Origin of the sequence: Butyrivibrio sp. INlla21 (assembly GCF_900116875.1) — a bacterium.
GTDB lineage: Bacteria > Bacillota > Clostridia > Lachnospirales > Lachnospiraceae > Butyrivibrio.
Genome location: NZ_FPCC01000009.1, coordinates 125,879 through 144,980, shown reverse-complemented (window position 1 = coordinate 144,980; position 19,102 = coordinate 125,879). Strand labels below are relative to the sequence as shown.

The 19,102-nt window shown below is 40.8% G+C and carries 14 protein-coding genes; all 14 read left to right on the top strand.

Annotated features, from left to right (window positions below; all coding sequences use genetic code 11):
- Positions 1–330 precede the first annotated feature (330 nt).
- A complete protein-coding gene (locus BM377_RS07315; RefSeq protein WP_092246009.1) occupies positions 331–549 on the top strand; it encodes a HigA family addiction module antitoxin in 219 nt (72 codons plus the stop codon).
- 92 nt (positions 550–641) lie between these two features.
- Positions 642–2,165 carry a hypothetical protein gene (locus tag BM377_RS07310; RefSeq protein WP_092246006.1) on the top strand — a complete coding sequence of 508 codons (1,524 nt, stop codon included), beginning with the start codon at positions 642–644 and terminating at the stop codon, positions 2,163–2,165.
- Between the two features lie 185 nt (positions 2,166–2,350).
- The gene (locus BM377_RS07305) at positions 2,351–3,547 is read left to right on the top strand and encodes an ATP-binding protein (RefSeq protein ID WP_092246003.1); all 1,197 of its coding nucleotides are present in this window, start codon (positions 2,351–2,353) and stop codon (positions 3,545–3,547) included.
- A 38-nt stretch (positions 3,548–3,585) separates the two neighbouring features.
- Complete coding sequence (gene hflX, locus BM377_RS07300; protein ID WP_092246000.1) at positions 3,586–4,914, top strand: GTPase HflX; 1,329 nt, start codon at positions 3,586–3,588, stop codon at positions 4,912–4,914.
- 203 nt (positions 4,915–5,117) lie between these two features.
- Complete coding sequence (locus BM377_RS07295; protein WP_242948117.1) at positions 5,118–5,357, top strand: HPr family phosphocarrier protein; 240 nt, start codon at positions 5,118–5,120, stop codon at positions 5,355–5,357.
- 126 nt (positions 5,358–5,483) lie between these two features.
- Positions 5,484–7,946: an ATP-dependent DNA helicase gene (locus BM377_RS07290; RefSeq protein ID WP_092245997.1), complete on the top strand. Its 2,463-nt coding sequence runs from the start codon at positions 5,484–5,486 to the stop codon at positions 7,944–7,946.
- Positions 7,947–8,397: 451 nt separating this feature from the next.
- Positions 8,398–10,038 (top strand): GGDEF domain-containing protein, encoded by a 1,641-nt coding sequence (locus BM377_RS07285; RefSeq protein ID WP_092245994.1) that lies wholly within the window; start codon positions 8,398–8,400, stop codon positions 10,036–10,038.
- Positions 10,039–10,102: 64 nt separating this feature from the next.
- The gene (locus BM377_RS07280) at positions 10,103–11,926 is read left to right on the top strand and encodes a cache domain-containing sensor histidine kinase (protein ID WP_092245991.1); all 1,824 of its coding nucleotides are present in this window, start codon (positions 10,103–10,105) and stop codon (positions 11,924–11,926) included.
- 13 nt (positions 11,927–11,939) lie between these two features.
- Positions 11,940–13,529 (top strand): response regulator transcription factor, encoded by a 1,590-nt coding sequence (locus tag BM377_RS07275; protein ID WP_092245987.1) that lies wholly within the window; start codon positions 11,940–11,942, stop codon positions 13,527–13,529.
- 168 nt (positions 13,530–13,697) lie between these two features.
- Positions 13,698–15,509, top strand: a complete 1,812-nt coding sequence (locus tag BM377_RS07270) for a [Fe-Fe] hydrogenase large subunit C-terminal domain-containing protein (RefSeq protein ID WP_242948116.1) — start codon at positions 13,698–13,700, stop codon at positions 15,507–15,509.
- 14 nt (positions 15,510–15,523) lie between these two features.
- Complete coding sequence (locus BM377_RS07265) at positions 15,524–16,111, top strand: ECF transporter S component (RefSeq protein ID WP_092245984.1); 588 nt, start codon at positions 15,524–15,526, stop codon at positions 16,109–16,111.
- Between the two features lie 115 nt (positions 16,112–16,226).
- Entirely contained in the window at positions 16,227–16,679 is a 453-nt protein-coding gene (locus BM377_RS07260) for a hypothetical protein (protein WP_092245981.1), read from the top strand.
- A 95-nt stretch (positions 16,680–16,774) separates the two neighbouring features.
- Positions 16,775–17,971, top strand: coding sequence for a sugar ABC transporter substrate-binding protein (locus tag BM377_RS07255; RefSeq protein ID WP_092245978.1), 1,197 nt, complete (start codon positions 16,775–16,777; stop codon positions 17,969–17,971).
- 175 nt (positions 17,972–18,146) lie between these two features.
- A complete protein-coding gene (locus BM377_RS07250; protein WP_092245975.1) occupies positions 18,147–19,094 on the top strand; it encodes an ABC transporter permease in 948 nt (315 codons plus the stop codon).
- Positions 19,095–19,102: the final 8 nt, after the last annotated feature.

Below are 19,102 nucleotides of genomic sequence, written 5' to 3'. Positions count from 1 at the left end.
TTCCCCAACAGAGTTTTTGATAATGCAATCGTGTTTGTCTTTAGCGACATCAATTCCTACATAGATCATATAGAACCTCCCGAAAAATAGTATTGATACTGTTTCAAATCCACAGGGCTCCTTGCAATCGTAACCTACTTCTTGATAAACCGTCATGCGGTAACTAACTGATTAACAAATAAACAAAGAGACTGTGGTTGGAGCCTTACTTAAACCGTCTATGCGGTAGGAGAAAACAACCAATCCACAGCATCTTAAACAGCATAGTCGAACCTATTGAAAAGGTAAAGAAAGACTATGACTAATACTAATAGTAGGAGAAATACTGATATGGATAGAAAACCAACACATCCCGGAAATGTGTTCTTGGAAGATGTTATGAAACCGCTTAATATAACGGTCACTGGTGCAGCCAATATGCTTGGAATCAGCAGAAAAACGTTATCAGAGTTTGTAAATGAAAAAGCTTCATTGAGTCCCGAGATGGCTATGAGAATAAGCAAGGCAACAAATACATCTGTAGAGAGTTGGATAAACATGCAATTATAAAGTTTATCGTATTTTTATTAGTCTTTTAGTGATTAATGAAGGATAATAATCTTATACCTGACGGCATGGATTCATTTTGAGAGGGTGATGATATGAAAATAAGGTGTAGGAATTGTGGTACAGAATTTGATTCTAAGTTTTGCCCAGAATGTGGGGCATCTAGAGAAAGTGCTACTCAGATAGATGAGATTAGCATAAACAATTATATTTGTAAAGATAAACATCGTTCTAATGAAATTATATTAAACATTATTAGGTGGATTGTGATAGTATTCCTAGTAATTGTGTTGATTGGAATGATTCTGAATTTAGAAATTCTTTCATCTATTGCTATATTAATTGGCATCTTTGTTATTTCACCATTGAATAGAATAATACCTTATAAGAAAAACCCAAGATTTGTATATGGCATTGTGACATTTTCTATGTTTGTTCTCGCATTTGTATTTTATCATCCAATAGATAGTACAGAAATTAAAGAAAAAACAATCCTTGAAAAATCTGATTCAGAAAATAATACTGTGATAGACAAGAGAACACAAAAAAGAATAACCAAAATAGAAAAGTATATAGAAAATGGAAAATATGAAAAAGCATACCAAATGCTTAATGAACTTGTTGTAGATGAACATGAGAAAGCGCGTCTTTATGCGCTTTATTATACGAGTACAAGTGATTATTATATGGCAGAAAAGATACTTTATGAGTACTGCATAAAGTTTAAACCTTTATCGGATGTCGAAGAAGATTCCCTATATTTTAAATTGATGGATCTTTATGACAAGGTCCCAGATAAACAAGAGGAATTAGACCTTTTTAAACACTCTGTATATATCTCGAAAGTTGGTTACGAAAAAGGGCATGATTGGAAAAATGCAGAATGTACTACAAAGAAAAAATGCAAAATATGTGGAGAAGAGACAGGAGAACCACTTGGACATAATTGGATAGATGCTACATGTATAGAAGCTAAAAAATGTTCAAGGTGTGGGGAAAAAGAAGGTGTTCCATTAGGGCATGATGTCGAAAAGTGGAAGATTACTAAAAAACCGATTTGCAGTGAAGAAGGTGCAGAAATCGGGATATGCATGAGATGTGGTGAAGAAGTGGAGCAGAAGGTTGCTAAGATAGAACATAAAGCAGGTAAATGGGAGATAACCAGAGAAACTACATCAGCTTCAATTCCTGGTGAGAAATCTTTATTATGCAAAGTATGTGGCGAGGTTATGGAAACAGAGAAATATACAATATCCAAGGAAGAAGAGCTAAAGATATATCGAAAAAGCTTTGAATCAGTTTCTTATGAAGAGTTATCCAGATATCCAGATAGCTATAAAGGAAAGAAAATAAAAGTTACTGTGAAAATAGTGGATGAAATGGAAGAAGGTATTATTTTATATACCCCTTATAAAGCAAAGATGGGAGGCAAGGATATTGCAATTAATGACGGGAGAGATGTTAAAGAGCCAAAGCTATTAAAGGGGGATACAGTTACTGTTTATGGTCTTGGTGATGGAACTGAGACAGTAAAGACAAAACGTCCCGGTATTTTATGGGATAAAACTATAGATTCTACTGAAATACCGATGGTAAAGATGCTTTATTGCGAGTTTTAAGAATAGAGGAGTGTGATTGGCTAGAAAAAGCTGTAGATATTCTGTATAAGATAGCAAATGATCTAAAATATTGGTATGAAAACTTCCAAATCAAACTAATGGTTTGGGAGTTTTTATTTCGCAAAATTAAAAATTGATAATTTTTGCGAAATAAAATACAATTGAATAAAGGCGGTGAATGCACGATGAAACTTATTAAAAGAGATTATTATCTGAATAAGCTATTATCAGTTAAGAATATTCCTGATATAAAGGTAATAACCGGTGTAAGACGAAGTGGTAAATCCAAATTAATGGATGCCTTCATAGAGCTTATATCCGGAGATGATCAGGCAAATATTGTTCGAATCAAACTAAACTTAAAGAAGTTTGAAAAGCTTTTGGATGCTGATAAGCTTTATGACTATATAGAACAGCAGTATGATGAGAATAAGACAAATTATCTGTTCATTGATGAAATTCAGTTGTGTGAAGGATTTGAGCGTATAATCAATAGTATTTACGAAGAAGAAATCTATGACATCTATCTTACTGGGTCAAATGCATTTCTTTTATCAAGCGATTTGGCAACATTATTCGGTGGAAGGGTTTATGAGATAAGCTTATACCCTTTTTCATTTAATGAATATCTTATGTATTATCCTTCGAATAATATTGATGAATCCTTTGATTCTTATGTAAAAAAAGGTGGAATGGCAGGTTCGTATCTTTATAAAACAGAGGAAGATGCCAGAAAATATGTCAATGGGATTTATAGAACAACTATCACAAAGGATATTGTAAAAAAGTTCAAGATAGAAAATGAAGATCTTTTAATAATGATTGGAAACTATCTTATGGATAATGTGGGTAATCAAACTTCGATAAGAAATGTGGCGTCTAAATTGACATCTGGAACTTACAAAACTAATGATAAGACTGTCGGGGCATATATAAATTACTTTTGCAGATCATTTTTGTTTTATCCAATTCGACGTTATGATATTAAAGGGAAAAGATATCTTGAATCAGATAAGAAATACTATCTATCTGATTTGGCTTTCCGCTTTTCTGAAATAGGAACAAAAAACTCTGATTATGGACATCTTTATGAGAATATAGTAGCTATAGAACTTCTCAGACGCGGATATGAATTATATGTGGGCAAATTGTATGAAAAAGAAGTGGATTTTGTTGCAATAAAGGAAGGCGAGAAATTATACATTCAGGTAACGGATGATATTTCAAGAGAGAATACTTTTAAACGTGAGGTATCATCGCTTTTAAGCATTAAAGATGCATATCCAAAGTTGCTGATAGCAAGGACAAAACATGAGAAAAGTCAGTATGAAGGGATAAGAATAATTGATATTGCCAGATGGCTATCTGATTCGCAAAAATAGCATTTTTTTAAAATTGCGAAATGAAATTAAGAAAATATATGAAAAACGAACTATACGAAAACATACAAAAAATAGATACGGTAAGAGCCATTCTCGTCGGTCTTAATACAGACAAGAGCGATGACGAGTTTGAGCGCTCGATGGATGAGTTAAAAGAACTGACTAAGGCGATAGATATCGAGGTAGCGTCAGTTGTGACACAGTCCCTGAATTCGCCCGATAACAGTACTTACATCGGAAGCGGAAAGGTGCAGGAGATAGCGGCCGCGCTGGACATACTTGATGTAAGCATCATCATCTTCAACGATTCGCTATCGCCCATGCAGGTCAGAAACTTAGAGAAGATCCTGGATACCGAGGTTATAGACAGAACGGGCCTTATCTTGCAGATTTTTGCCAAAAGAGCAAAAACAAGAGAGGCAAGGCTTCAGGTTGAATCCGCACAGCTTCAGTATATGTTGCCGAGACTTGTCGGAATGGGCAAGACTCTTTCAAGACAGGGCGGCGGAAGCGGAAGACTTTCCAATAAAGGTTCCGGTGAGAAGCAGCTTGAGCTCGACAGAAGACGCATCGAGCATAGAATGAGCGAGCTTAGAAGAGAGCTTGAGAATGTCGAAAGAGAGCGCAATACTCAGAGAAACAGAAGGCTTAATTCTCCTATAGGAAGAGTTTCGCTTGTCGGATATACCAACGCGGGCAAATCCACGATAATGAACAATCTCTTAAGGCTCTACGGAGGCGAAAGCGATACCGACAAGACAGTTCTTGAGAAAGATATGCTCTTTGCGACTCTCGACACTTCTGTAAGAAAGATAGAAGCTCCCGGGCACAGACCTTTTCTTTTGACTGATACCGTAGGATTTATAAGCGAGCTTCCGCATGCGCTCGTAAAAGCCTTTAAATCGACGCTTGAAGAGGCTAAATACGCAGATGTACTGTTACAGGTCATCGACTTTTCGGATCCCGAGTACAGGTACCACATGGAGATAACAGGAAAGACTCTTTCCGAGATCGGAGCGGGCGACATTCCGGTTATATATGTGTTTAACAAGTCGGATATCGTAAGGCAGCAGCAAGAGGAAGAGAACATGCTTGTCATGGATATTCCAAGAGCTAAGGATGACAGAATATATATCTGTGCCAAGGACGATGACAGCCTGGAAGAGCTTGTCAGCCTCATAGAAAAGAAGCTGGGAGAAAAAGAAACTGAGTGTGAGCTTCTTTTTCCTTATTCCGAAGGCGGAACGATCAGTATGCTCACCGAAAGAGGAGTTGTAAAAAGCACGGAATACCTTCCGGAGGGAATCAAGGTTGCTGCAACTCTTTCGCAGGCAGATATGAGCAAATATGCTGAATATTTGACATAATGATGATAAATGTGTGCAATTCCGCCACGCAAGCGGGCCCGGATGGCTCAACGGTACGGATTAACGATATTGAACACATAATTTTCACAATTTTTTCAATATATAGTCACTTTTTTCCATTTACAAATCGATCGACACAAGGTATAGTCTTATAAGTTTTAGATGTAGTTTTTCTTTTGCAAATAAGAAAGGAAGTGACGATTGTGTTGAGACAGCTGATAAAAAAGAATATCGTGCTTAGACCCAGCCAGGTCAAGGAATTTGTCAACGCAGCAACAAAATGTGACTTCGACGTAGATATATACTATAACAGATATGTTGTTGATGCTAAATCGATCCTTGGTGTTTTCGGATTGGATCTTACACAGACTTTAACTGTTGAATACAGCGGCTATGATCAGGAGTTTGAGAACTATCTTAATACTCTTTCAATTGCCAGCTGATTCATATATGCAGTACAAAGGTAACCGTTCGCGTGCCGGACAGTACCAAGAAGTAAAGAAATAATTGTTCATTGTGGTAGAAAAGCTCTCCATGGTATAAAATATGCCATGGAGAGCTTTTCGTTTATGGTGATACAGATTTCAGTCCGCAGACTTGTGGAATTTATCTTACGAAGCGGAAATATAGACAATAGAATACATCAGGTCTCTGCAGATGCTATGCAGGAGGGCGGAAGGATCCACCGCATGATCCAGAAGAGCATGGGAGCGGATTATCACGCCGAGGTTCCTCTCAAATATACCCACAATACAGGCAGATACGAGCTTGTTATAGAGGGAAGAGCGGACGGAATCCTGGATAAATACTTTGATGATGAGAACGCTTTTGATCCCCAGCAGTCCATGTTTGAGGGCAAAAAGAAGCAGATGCCCCTTATCGATGAGATTAAGGGTACATACAGAGACCTTGCCAAGATGAAAGAGCCTGTGCCGGTACACCTGTCACAGGCTAAATGTTATGCCGCGATATATCTTATGCAGAGAGGCTGCCCGTCCGTTGATGTCAGGATGACTTACTGCAATATGGACACCGAAGAGATCAAATACTTCGACCGCTCATATACAGCTGATGAGATCATAAAGTGGTTCAATGACCTGATAAACCAATACCTTCAATGGTCAGATTTTGAATACGAGTGGGAGCAGACAAGAACGGCTTCCATCAAGGCAGTGCAATTTCCTTTCCCTTACAGGGAGGGGCAAAAAGACCTTGCGGCGGGCGTATACAGGACTATCGTTCATGGTAAAAAGCTCTTTTTGGAAGCTCCGACGGGCACCGGAAAGACCATAACAACGGTATTTCCTAGCGTAAAAGCAATGGGAGAACAGAAGGTAAGCAAGCTCTTTTACCTGACTGCAAAGACAATAACAAGAACCGTTGCGGAAGAGGCTTTTAACACTTTAAGAGAGCTTCAGAAGCTAAGATTTAAGACGGTTACAATAACCGCAAGGGATAAGATATGCTTCCTCGATGAAGGGGAGAGAAACTGTAACCCGGAAGCCTGTCCCTATGCAAACGGTCATTATGACAGGATAAACGATGCAATATACGATCTTCTGACTCACGAGGATAATTTTGACCGTGAAAAAATAGTAGAGTATGCTTACAAGCACGAGGTGTGCCCATTTGAGATGTCTCTTGATATGAGCCTTTGGGCAGACGGCGTTATTTGTGATTACAACTATGTATTTGATCCTTTTGTGTATCTTAGAAGATTCTTTGCGGACGGACTTAAGTCCGATTATGTTTTCCTTGTCGATGAGACGCATAACCTTCTCGACAGAGGAAGAGAAATGTACAGTGCTTCTCTCAGAAAAGAGAGCTTTTTGGAGCTTTCGCGCACTATCAAGGAGTTTCATCCCAGGATCGCGGGTCATCTGGATAAATGCAACAAGGCACTTTTGGAGCTTAAAAGAGAGTGTGACGGTTGCAAAGCATTGACGGGAATAGACGGCTTTATCAATCCGCTCAACAGGCTTTCCGGTATCATGTCGGAATATCTTGAAGATCATGCCGAGGGTCCCTGCAGAGAGGATATATTGCTGTTTTATTTTGATATCTCAAGGTTCCTTACCATATATGATAAAGTCGACGAGAACTACGTTATCTACAGTGAGTTTAACGAAATGGGAGACTTTATCGTGCGTCTTTCATGTATTGATCCTTCCACAAACCTTTCGGAGTGCATGGCAAGAGGTCGCTCATCGATCCTCTTTTCCGCAACACTTCTTCCGATACGCTATTACAAAAAGCTACTCGGAGGAACGGATGAAGATTTTGAGATGTACGCCAAGTCTGTGTTTGATCCGGGGCGTCTGGGACTATTTATCGGAAAAGACGTAACGAGCAGATATTCCATGAGAAGCTACGAACAATATCGCAGGATAGCATCGTACATAGACAATATAGTCAGCGCAAGGGGCGGTAATTATCTCATTTTCTTCCCCTCACATCAGTTCCTCGATGAGGTACTCGATATTTATGAGAGCGAATACTATAACCCGGATAATTCCGAGCTTGTAGTGCAAAAGAGCTATATGAGCGAGGATGCGCGTGAATCATTCCTTGACAGGTTCTCTGAGGGTAACAACCTTGATCTGACAAAAGTGATAAATATGGACATAGAGGTTGAAGAAGATAAGAATATACTCGGCTTCTGCGTCATGGGCGGAATATTCAGTGAAGGAATAGATCTTAAGTACGACAGCCTTATCGGAGTTATTGTTGTCGGAACAGGAATACCTCTTGTATGTAATGAAAGAGAGATAATAAGGGAATTCTTTGAGCAAAGAGGCGTAGACGGATTTGACTATGCCTACAGATTCCCCGGAATGAACAAGGTACTTCAGGCAGCAGGAAGAGTCATCAGAACGGAAGAGGACAAAGGAATAGTTGCTCTTCTTGATGACAGATTCATGCAAGGCAGTTATAGAGCTCTTTTCCCCAGAGAATGGTACGGATGCAAACCGGTTTCGACCGATGAAGTCAAAAATGTCGTATCCCGCTTCTGGAGCAGCTTTCCGGAATAAAAACATATCAAAAAACTGCTCTGATGCGAAAAAATACAAATAAAAGTTTACATAAATCAGATTTTTGATAAATTATGTAAACCGAACAGTAGTTCAAATTGTATGATAATAGACAACAATTATATAAAATGTCAGATAAATGATAAAAAAGTCTTAATTAAACGACAGCGATGTCATGTGGATAACTCTGTGGAAATTGGGGATTAGTTGAAAAATATATTACATAACACCCCATAAATTGGGCGTTTAAAAACCATGACGAAATTAAACGATAACCGGTAAAAAAATAATCATCTGACCAACAAGGTCAATAAAAATATGTAAACCTAAAATATGACCGTCACGCGTGTCAGTTAACGCTTTTGCGCTTGCGGTTGGGATAAGTATTGCGGTATCATTTTAAGTATCACTTAGTTGGTGTTTTCAAGCCAGGGAAAGTTGGAGTTGGGGTATGAACATACTGGATTACGACTTGGAAGTTCAGACACTGAACAGAGAACTTTTAACTGCCAGGGCCAATATGTCCGGCAGCTATATAGCCATATGCAACAGACTTATCAGGAAAGCTAAAGAGGTTGATGACATTCCTCTTTTGGGTTATTCCTATTATTTTCTTGCAGATGCGTACTATATGGTCAGCACAGAATACCGCAAATTCAATTCCAGTCTTCTCAAGGCGATGGAGTATCTTCAGACATGTGGGGAGAACATGTATCTTGCAAGATGCTACAATCTTCTGGGCATTGATGCCTTAAGTCACGGTAATTTCGAATTATCTCTTGATTTCTTTATGAGTGGGATCAAACTCTGTAATGATGAAGAGGATGAGCTCAGTGCCGTTTACGGACTCCTTGAGTACAATATCGGTCAGATATACTACGAGATAGGAGATTTCAAGAAGGCACTTCCTTATATCCGATCCGCATACAAACATATAAGACGTGATAAGAAGGACAGTCTCTATTACAGAAACCTTCTTTTCTGCTATTGTTTCCAGGCTGACTGCTACATGCAGCTAAATAAGCCTACATCCGTTAAGAACTGTCTTTTGGGTCTTAAGAGACTTGAGGACGATCCCAAGGTAAACAGAGAGTATTTTCAAGATATTCCCGTTCTTGACATCAGGATGAGAGGAAATTATCTTCTTGGTAATACGGAAGAGTTTGAGAAGTATTCCGATATTTTATCCAGACTTATACAGACCAACAAGTTTCCGCTTGATTGTGTAGAGGATATTTTCGGAATATGTCGATTCTTTATGAGGATCGGAAGAGTTGATGAGGTGGTTTATATTGTCAAAAATATAGAGAGATCCATCAACGATATGAATATTTCATATCTGAAGAAAAAGCATGCCAGACTAAAGTGCGAGCTATACAGCCTTATCAAGGATGAGAAGAACAAGGTCAAAGCACTTGAAGAGTATTATCTTTATTCGGTTGCTCAGGAAAAAGACAGTCTGGTAAATTATAAGTTCTTTACCGACATCAGGACCAAGCTCTCGGCAATCGAGCAGGAGAACTACAGGCTGCTTAAAAGAGCTGAGACGGATTCACTCACCGGACTCGGCAACAGATACGGACTTAACAAGTATGCGGATGAAGCATTTGAGAAAGCGTACTGCGAGCAGAAATCTCTCGCGGTTGAGATTCTTGATGTTGACAATTTCAAGAAATACAATGATACATACGGACATCAGGCAGGTGACGTATGTCTTAAGAGGATCGCTGAGGCAATCGCACATAAATGTGCATCAAATAAAAACATTCATGCGTTCAGATACGGCGGGGATGAATTTGTTCTCATATATGAGAACATGACGGATGAAGAGGTTATGAGTCATGCCATGGAGCTTAGGGACGACGTTCATGACATGAAGATAGAGAGTAAGGCACAGAAAGAGGGAAATATAGTGACTATATCTCAGGGAATACGCAATTCTGTTCCGAGAGAGTCTACTAAATTATGGGATTACATGTATGCGGCGGACAATGCTCTTTATGAGGTAAAAGAGCATAAGAAGGGCGAGATCGTTATGCTTCACAAGGCGGTCATCTCTCAGGAGTCGCTTGAAGAAGCACAGTACAGCTGATCGCTTACTGTGAATCTATATGAGTATTAGGTTTTGAAGGGATTTCTTTGTAAGTAAAAGGGTTATGAAAAATATCAAGTGGACAATGCGTCAGGCTATTCTGAGTCTGGTCATCGGCTGCACCTTATTTGCGATCGTTGCACAAACGGTTGCTTTTGAGGTTACATCAAGGCAGCAGATAAGAAGAGAAAGTCTTCTTAACAACGACGAGACTCTTCAAAGAATAGAATCTGAGCTTAATTCTTATATTCACGGACTCATCGTCAAGATGCAGACCATCTATACCGAAACGGAAATGATATACGACATGAGGAGATATCATGCCGGTCGAAACAATCTTCTGAACTATTACTGGGAAGCTTGGCATTTTGCGGAAAAGAAATTTGATTCTTCCGATCAGCTGCTTGCCCTGTATATCTATGGCAATGAAGATAATCTGATCAGTTCCTGGAGAAAACAGCCAAACAAGTATCCGCATGATCTTTACGGTAAGGATATGTATGTTAATGTTGCTCATTTAAAGAGTTATCTCAATTCCGATGACTATGCGGTTATGCTTTCGGGTTATCACAATGATGAAGCAAATCAGGATGTTCTTAGATTTTGTTTAAAACTCCACACTTATGACGACAAAAGATCTCAGTACGGATATCTTATCTGTGATTTCAATGCCCAGAATTTTGCGGATATCATGAGTAAATATATTTCATCAAGGGATGTTTATGTATGGCTGCAGCCTAAAGGTGATGCACCTATCGCACAGGTTGGAAATACGACTAAGGAAGAGAGCAAGATCTTTTCCGAGCTTACCAAGGTTATTGCGACAGCTTCGGATGAATTCCCTGAGTTTGAAGATGAATACGGCTCTTTTTACCTTAACAGCAGGGCTTCCGAAAAATATAATCTGCATATCGTGATGCTGACGCCGCAGTCGCTTATGCTTCGGACACAGAGCGCCCTTGCACGTATGCTCATTATTATTGCTTTGTTTATTCTTTTGGTAACGATACTGTTCGGAACCAAAATCTCGGGATATATATATAAACCGGTAGAGGAACTCAGTAACACCATTATCCAGATCAAGGAAGGCGATACCGACCTAAGAGTCGGAAGGACGACCGGATGGAGTGAAGAGCTTAAGGTAATGGGCGAAGAGTTCAACGAGATGCTTGATCGGATACAGAAGATGGTAGAGGAAGAGTACGAGGCCAAGGTACTGATGGAACGAACTCAGTACAAGGTTTTGCAGGCTCAGATTAATCCGCATTTCCTCTATAATACGCTTGATACAATGAGTGGCATTGCGGCTTCTCAGGATTGCACGCTGGTAAGCGGACTTTGCCAGTCGCTTTCTGCTATTTTCAGATACAGCCTTGATATTTCGGACACGCAGTCGACGCTTCAGCAGGAAATGGCGCATGTTCGTAACTATCTGTATGTTATGGACGTACGAAACGGAAGCAGCGTGAAGTATACATATCATATCGACTCTGATACACTAAGAGACAATATTCCCAGGATCACGCTTCAGCCGATCGTTGAGAATGCGCTTCAGCACGGCCTTAGAAAGACCAGGAGAAAAGACAAGGAGCTTATCATTTCAGCTAAGCATAAAGACGGAAGGCTCATTATCACGATAGAAGACAACGGCGCGGGAATGGATGCCGATGCTATGAACAAACAGCTTGAAGAAGCCAATATCGGAAGAATTGAGATGGGAAAATCCATCGGTATCATGAATGTAAACGCCAGAGTTAAGAGCGTGTACGGAAGAAATTACGGGATCCGCTATGAAAGTGATTCCGAGACGGGAACCAAGGCAGTTATTTCACTGCCTATAGTAAAAGCTATCGAGGATCCCGAAGAGAATGAAGGTATAATCCAATAAAAGGAGTAGCAATATGGGGTTAAAGTACAGAGTACTTGCGGCGGATGATGAACTTTGGAGCCGTGAAAATATAAAGAGAATGCTGCCTTGGGAAGATTATTCCATAGAATTTCTTGAACCCGCCTGCGACGGGGAGGAAGTTCTTGAAAGGATTCCCAAAGAAAAGCCCGACATAGTGATAACAGACATTAATATGCCGTTTCTTAGCGGGCTTGAACTATTGAATCAGATCAGCAGTAAGTATCCCGATATCATAACACTTGCAGTAAGCGGCTATGATGATTTTAAAAAAGTAAAAGGAGTTTTCATGTCGGGGGGCATCGACTATCTCCTTAAGCCCGTAAGCAGGGAGCAACTCGTTGATTCACTTAGTAAAGCACTCAAGACTTTGGAGGAGAGGGAAAAAGAAAAGGCGGACAAAGAGGACAGTATCTTAAGAGAAAACTATGTTTCGTCTTTCCTTGAAGATGATGAGTTCTCATCTCTTTTGAACGGAAAATTATTCAGACCGGGGAATGAATTTCATGTTCCCAGCACCAAGGTCTTTTCGGAAATATCTACAATACTTGTTAAGTTCCATAATGTTGAGATCCTTAAGCAGAGCTATGATAAGGATGTTCTTAGGATGTCCTACGCTCTAAAGGAAAAACTCCGCGAGATCATAGACAACGAAAGGACGATTATCTTTAACTACACCGACAAGGTTAACGAATTCATTATTGAGCTCAACGCAACACCGGCGAGACTTCACTTTATCGCAGACCGCATTCTTGAGGCGTTCCCTATTGAGAAACAGGGACCTATAACCGTGGTTATCCATGATAAGGCAACCTCACTCGATGATATTGCCGCTGTTTATCGCGAAATGATCGCTGATCTTGTGACCAGACCCTTCGGTAACAAGCACAGTATAGTCGTTTGCAAGGACTCCAAAAAGATCTCGGATTTCCAGGACAGATACAACAGCCGCGTGGAATCGATCGTTTCGGATTGTCTCAGTAAAAAAGATATTGCTCAGGCCAAGACTGTTTTGATGGAAACGGCCGGGCTTAATAAGTGTGACAGCCAGAAGTGGACTCTTTTTGAGGTAACGCAGTTTACGACAAGAGTACTCAATACGATCGCGGATTCTGCCCACGGTGAAGATTCAAGACTCTATGAAGAAGTTCAGGATGCGATAAACTACGGTCTTAGATCACTCAATAAAAATATAATTACAGAAAACATAGAACTAGCGCTTCAGATCGTATCAGGCTCTGAGGGTAACGAGAGCAGCTCGATCAGCGAACAGGTCGAAAGTATTCACGATTACATAGAAAAGCATTATATGGAGCGCCTTTCGCTGGCAGATCTTGCGGAACAGTTCTTCGTTGAGCCAAGTTATCTTTCGCGTAAGTTCTCTCAGAAATACAACGAGACCATCACCGCATTTATCACGGGATGCCGTATGAACAGGGCAAAAGAGCTGATGAAGGATGATAACAACAAGCTCGAAGCAATATCTTTTGAAGTTGGATATGATGACTATAATTATTTCAGCAGAGTGTTCAGAAGATCGGAAGGCGTAAGCCCCAGTGAATACAGGAAAAATCTGAGCAAGTGAAGAAATTTATAAATTAAAAATAAAGCCGGTTTATCGATATTTCATAATTGAAGCTAACACAATTTGCTATAATTTTATGCGAATCGTCGTACATATTATGGCAGATATGTGGAGGTTTTCTTATGGCAAATTCTTATGATTCTCTTGTGTTCACAAACGATAATTGTATTGGTTGTAATAAGTGCATTCACGAATGCAGCTGCATGCGAACACGGCGCCAGAGAATATCATGACGATACGGAGCAGTTCTTTGAAGACCTTAAAAAGGGTGAGAAGATATCTCTTTTGCTTGCACCTGCCTTTATGGCGGATTACTATGACGAATACGAGAAGGTCCTTGGCGGCCTTAAAGCCCTCGGTGTTAACAGGATCATCAGCGTATCCTTCGGAGCCGACATAACAACCTGGGGTTATATTAAATACATTCAGGAACATAATTATCTGGGAGGCATTTCACAGCCTTGTCCCGCGGTGGTTGGGTATATCGAGCGCTATCTTCCCGAGCTCCTTCCCAAGCTGTTCCCCGTGCAAAGCCCTATGATGTGTGCTGCGATCTATTGCAGAAAAGAAATGGGTATTACCGATAAGCTGGCGTTTATCAGCCCATGTATAGCCAAAAAGAATGAGATAGGCGATCCCAATAACCACGGATACGTCAATTACAACGTTACTTTCGAGCATCTTATGAAATATGTGAGAGAGAACAATGTATACGGAACGCCCAAAAAAGATGAGATCGAGTACGGACTCGGATCGATATATCCTATGCCGGGCGGACTTAAGGAAAACGTATATTGGCTTCTTGGCGAGAATGTTTTCATAAGACAGATGGAAGGCGAAAAGCGCATGTATCATTTCCTCCACAAAAATGAGGATGTGATAAAGAACGGCAAGACACCGTTCCTGTTCATTGATGCGCTTAACTGCGAGAACGGCTGTATATGCGGAACGGGAACCGATCCGGAGCTTACGGACGGCGACGGACCTCTTTATAATATTTACAAGATCAGAGAGGGCGTCAAAAACTTTGAAAAGAAGAACGCTTGGTCCAAGAAGATATCGCCCGAAAAGCGTATGGCTGCATTAAACAAGCAGTTTGAAAAGCTTAATCTGAACGATTATCTAAGGAAATATACCAACAGATCGGCAAGCTGCAAGCATAAGATCCCGACCGAGTCGGAGCTTAACGCCGTATTTAACGATATGAACAAGAAAGATGAAAAGGCAAGAAGCATCAACTGCTCGTGCTGCGGTTATGATACCTGTAAGGATATGGCGACGGCTATCTTTAACGGCTTCAACCATAAGGAAAACTGCGTTCATTATTTGAAAGACCTTGTTGAGTATGAGAAGATAGAAGCTCAGGATATGGTTAATCAGGAAAAAGAGATATTGGGAAAGCAAAAGGACGATATCTTATCTACTGTTAATACCATTAATAGGAGATTCAACGATCTCAATGATTATATAGGAGACATGGTCAAGGGAAATGACAATAACGCAAAAGAGAGCTCGGCTATCTCTTCGGATATCGGAAGAGTATCGGATTTCTGCAATACTCTTAATGATTCCATCAAGCGTATTGTTGAGCACTTGGAAGAGCTTGTTCAGAATAACGACAAGGTTGTTGATATTGCAAACCAGACCAATCTTCTTGCTCTTAATGCAAGTATTGAGGCTGCAAGAGCGGGAGATGCCGGCAAGGGCTTTGCCGTAGTTGCAAGCTCCATAACCAACCTCGCGGCTGACAGTAAAGGAACCGCAGAGGGAAGTAGCGAAGCCAACAACAATATCAGAGAAGCGGTTGACGTGATCGCAAACGAAACAACCCAGCTTCTTGAGATTGTTGAAAAGGTAACGTCAAGAGCACAGAATCTTGCCGATTCAACAGGCGAGATTTCCAGGTCTACAGAGAATGTCTCAAGTGTAATGGAAGAGGTAAAAGAACAGCTTGGCACCTTGGCGCATAATAATGAATAAAGAGGAGCAAAAAAATGGAGAATGAAAGAAAGTTTGGAACCGGGCAGATCGCTATAACGGCAGTTCTTTTGGCAATCTGTATCATAAGTCAGGTATTCAAGAACTTAAGCGTATTCATTACGGGACCTATAATCAATGCCTGCATTGCACTTGCGGTGCTGATGGTCAATCTCCCGTGCGGGATTGTGCTAAGCATCATAACACCTATAACTGCGTACTTTATCGCGGCGAGCCCTGTCATGGCAGCGGTTCCCGCCATGATAGTTTTCATCATGCTTGGAAATATCGTGCTGGCTGTGCTTACGGAAGTTTTGCTCAAAAAGCCTTTTAAACACGGGGGTAATGTTTTTAAGATTCCCAACATGGTAAAAGCTGTGCTAATTTCTTTTGCAAAGGGAGTATTCATGGGACTTACCATTTCGCTGTGGCTTCTTCCGACGTTTATTCCCGCCGACAGCCCGATGCGCGGAAAGCTTCCGGTATTCCAGAGAACTTTCTCACTCTACCAGTTCCTTACCGCATGTATCGGATTTGTTTATGTATTCATTATTTATACCGCTTTGAGAAAGTCGGAAACAAATTTTCAAAAATGTGATAGTTAGTTTTTCTAAATTGTGCTAATTGAAAAAAATCTCAGTTGATACAATAGCTTCGTAAACGGGAATAAAATTTCACTCCTGCTTACGAAGCTTATTTTATTTATCGGAGGGGATATAAGTGTTAAAGAGAAAGAGAACTGCAGCTTTTATAGCGGCGGCGATGATGGGATTTTTAATAGTGTTGTCGGGCTGCGGAGCAGATAAGAAAGCGCAGATAGACACAACTGACGGGGTTACAAACATACTTGATTATGTGACTGTCGAATTCAGCGGAAAGAACGGTGAGGGAACCGCTTTTGTAAAGGTTGATTATGACGGCATCGAGACCGAGATGGTCGGAGGCGAAGAAAAGATTAAGGAATTTGAAGATGTGGGAGATCTCGCCGAGCTTACCAAATACATCAACGCGGTATCTTCAATCTCACTTAACATCGATAAGAACACCGGACTTTCAAACGGGGATCAAGTAGTTGTATCGGTTTCATATGACGAAACGGCGGCAACATCAGCCGGGGTTAATTTTGGAGAAGAGACCAGCAGAGCTTATGAGGTTAAGGGATTAAAAAAATAATATAGAAATAGCATTGGTTCCAAATCAGGTTCGCGGATGGCACGAACCGATTTATATATTCATTTTTCTAATTTCCAAAGGAGGGTTATAGATCTATGAAAAAGAAATTCAAAAAGTTGGGAGCACTGCTCTTGGCAGGAACAATGGCTGCATCATTGATGGTAGGTTGCGGACCCGCAACAGGCGGAGCAGCAACAACATCTGATGGCGCTGCATCAGGCGACGCAGCACCTGCAGCATCAGGCGACAACATCACGATCGGTGTATCAATCTGGAGTTCAACCGACGTTCTCGGAAGCCAGTGTAAAAAGATCGTTGATAAGGCAGCCAAGGCAAACGGAGTTGAGGTTCAGTATGTTGACCAGGGACACGTTTCAGAGCAGGTTACAGCATCTGTTGAGCAGCTTTGCGCAGCAGGATGTAAGGGAATTATCATTTGTAACTCAGCTGATTCAGAGATGACATCCGCTATCAATACATGTACAGAGAACGGCGTATATATCGCACAGTTCTTCCGTATTATTTCAGAGGAAAACAGCCCTGAAGTATATAAGACAGCTTGCAACTCAAAGTATTATGTTGGCGCAGTTCATGAGGATGAGGTAACAAACGGATATACACTTGTAAATCTCCTTCTTGAGAACGGCGACAGAACAATCGGACTTGAGGCTTGGACAGTTGGTGATGCTACATTCCAGCTTAGATGGAAGGGCTATCAGCAGGCTATCGATGAGTGGAACAAGGCTCATCCCGATGATCAGGCTACAATGACTGAGCCCGTATATGCTAACACATCTTCAGAAGAAGGTGCTGCAGCAGCTATGTCACTTTACAACTCAAATCCCGGTATGGACGCTCTTATCGTAGCCGGCGGCGGTGGAGATCCTCTTGTAGGTTCTATCGGTGCATTCGCTAACGAAGGTCTCACAGGTAAGATCGACGTTGTATCAACTGACTTCCTTGATGATCTTGCAGATCAGCTTAAGTCAGGCGGCATGTTCGCAGAGTCAGGCGGACACTTCTGCGATCCTCTGTTCGCATTCTTCCTTGTTCTTAACGCAGTTAAGGGCAATTACGTAAAGGAAGAGGGAACATTCGGTTACGAGATTCTCTTCCCTTACCTCTATGTATCATCACCTGATGATTATGCAAACTATGAGAAGTATTTCGTAAATGACGATCCTTACACAGATGAGGAGTTGGCAGAGATGGCAAACTACAGCTTTGATGATCTCAGCAAGGCAGCTTCAAGCCTTTCAATCGACGACGTTATTTCTCGTCACAGCAACTAAGAAGCTTATACATTTTTAGAGAAGGGTATACAGCTTAAAGCAAAAAACTAAAAAATGCCGTATTTTCCGCCATCCGGGGAATACGGCATATATTTAAAGAAACAGCAGTAACAAACCAAAGTACTACCAAACAACACATCTATAATCTATAACAAAACTCTTGCGGGAGGATTTTATGAGTAAGTTTCAAAAATTCAAACAGAGCCAAATTTTCGGGCTTCTGCTTTTGATCTTGATCGCTTTTGTCTTTTGGGCAATATTCAAGACACTTGCACCACAGACATTCGGTGATTTTAACAGATTAAAAACCTATTTAAAAACAGCACTGATCTATGCGGTCGGAGGCTGTGGTCTCTATTTTATATGCGTAATGGGACCTTTTGATATGAGTGTGGGCGCAAACATTGTGCTTTCATCGGTGCTTGCGGTAAATATGAGTAATCGTTTCGGTTATGCGGGACTTCTTATTGCTCCTATGATAAGCGGAGTGCTTGTAGGTCTCCTCAACGGACTTGTATATATTAAGCTTAGAATTTCATCACTTATCGTAACAGCGGGATTGTCTCTTGTATATGAGGCGCTTTCCATTTATGCGACCAATGAGAAAAACGTCATACTGGGATCTGCTTACAGAGCCTTTGGTGATTATCCATGGAATCTTATATTGGCGCTCTTCGCATTTTTCCTTTGCGGATTTATTCTTAAGTACACCAAGATCGGAACTTACACCTATGCCATCGGCTCAAACGAAGTCGTTGCCAAGAACATGGGTGTTAATGTTGATAAATACAAGGTTGTTGCATTTGTACTCTGCGGACTTTTCGTTGGTATCGAATCAATCCTTACAATTTCATACGGAACTTCAATGACAAGTGAATCCAACCTTGCATCTATGGCACGTAACTTCCCGCCTCTTATGGGAACGTTCTTTGGACTCGCATTTAAGAAGTACGGACATCCGGTAGTTGCTATCGTGATCGGTGAGTTTATCATCCAGCTCCTTTTCCAGGGCTTCGTTGCTCTAGGAGCTCCTACGACCGTTCAGAACATCGTAACCGGTGTGGTTCTTCTTGCAATCGTAACTATGACCATCAAGCCTATCAAGGGTGAAGTTGTTAAATAAGGAGGAGA

Excerpts from the sequence above, each read along its gene's own strand:
- BM377_RS07275 (WP_092245987.1), top strand. The coding sequence starts at position 11,940 with ATGGGGTTAAAGTACAGAGTACTTGCGGCGGATGATGAACTTTGGAGC.
- BM377_RS07305 (WP_092246003.1), top strand. The coding sequence starts at position 2,351 with ATGAAACTTATTAAAAGAGATTATTATCTGAATAAGCTATTATCAGTT.
- BM377_RS07255 (WP_092245978.1), top strand. The coding sequence starts at position 16,775 with ATGAAAAAGAAATTCAAAAAGTTGGGAGCACTGCTCTTGGCAGGAACA.
- BM377_RS07310 (WP_092246006.1), top strand. The coding sequence starts at position 642 with ATGAAAATAAGGTGTAGGAATTGTGGTACAGAATTTGATTCTAAGTTT.
- BM377_RS07290 (WP_092245997.1), top strand. The coding sequence starts at position 5,484 with ATGGTGATACAGATTTCAGTCCGCAGACTTGTGGAATTTATCTTACGA.
- BM377_RS07285 (WP_092245994.1), top strand. The coding sequence starts at position 8,398 with ATGAACATACTGGATTACGACTTGGAAGTTCAGACACTGAACAGAGAA.
- BM377_RS07265 (WP_092245984.1), top strand. The coding sequence starts at position 15,524 with ATGGAGAATGAAAGAAAGTTTGGAACCGGGCAGATCGCTATAACGGCA.
- BM377_RS07315 (WP_092246009.1), top strand. The coding sequence starts at position 331 with ATGGATAGAAAACCAACACATCCCGGAAATGTGTTCTTGGAAGATGTT.
- BM377_RS07280 (WP_092245991.1), top strand. The coding sequence starts at position 10,103 with ATGAAAAATATCAAGTGGACAATGCGTCAGGCTATTCTGAGTCTGGTC.
- BM377_RS07250 (WP_092245975.1), top strand. The coding sequence starts at position 18,147 with ATGAGTAAGTTTCAAAAATTCAAACAGAGCCAAATTTTCGGGCTTCTG.
- hflX (WP_092246000.1), top strand. The coding sequence starts at position 3,586 with ATGAAAAACGAACTATACGAAAACATACAAAAAATAGATACGGTAAGA.